Source organism: Massilia hydrophila (assembly GCF_020208145.1).
GTDB lineage: Bacteria > Pseudomonadota > Gammaproteobacteria > Burkholderiales > Burkholderiaceae_D > Telluria > Telluria hydrophila.
This window is the reverse complement of sequence record NZ_JAHYBX010000035.1, coordinates 1-576: the sequence shown is the minus strand read 5'-3', so window position 1 is coordinate 576 and position 576 is coordinate 1. Positions and strand designations below refer to the sequence as shown.

1 protein-coding gene is annotated in these 576 nt (G+C 36.3%); it reads left to right on the top strand.

Annotation, left to right across the window (positions count from 1 at the left end; genetic code table 11):
* Positions 1-389: class I SAM-dependent methyltransferase (locus tag LE190_RS22215; RefSeq protein WP_225240600.1), on the top strand; the 389-nt coding region annotated here is incomplete at its 5' end.
* Positions 390-576: the final 187 nt, after the last annotated feature.

Genomic DNA, 576 nt, shown 5'->3' with positions numbered 1-576 from the left:
GGATATTGCATACTATCGATATCAATGCAGAGCAACAAGAACGCGTCCAAGGTTATTTTGATGAATCGGCATTTGCTGATAAAATCAACTATCATATTGGAGATGCAGCGGTAATACTACCTACATTAGATGAAACATTTGATTTGGTATTTATCGACGCGGACAAAAAGAGAAATTTATATTATTTCGAAACGATAATAAATCAAGTTCCGTCTGGGGGACTTATTTTGATTGACAATGTCTTATGGAAAGGTAAGGTGTTAGATTCAAAACCAGACAACCAAACAAAGCAGATCATTGATTTGAATGCACGTTTAGCTCAGGACAAGCGCGTAGAAAAGGTAATATTACCGATTCGAGACGGACTTTTTGCCTTGCGCAAGAAGTAATTTGTGAACTAAAACATTCTTCATGAATTTAAAACAATTAAAAAGCTTTGTACTGTTACTAGCTTTGGGAACTTTTGGATTAACAAAAGTTTCAGCTCAAAGTAATGCGGCATATGTCGATAAGTACAGTCCAATAGCAAAAGAAATGATGGAGGAACATGGTGTTCCAGCATCGGTTATCTTAGCC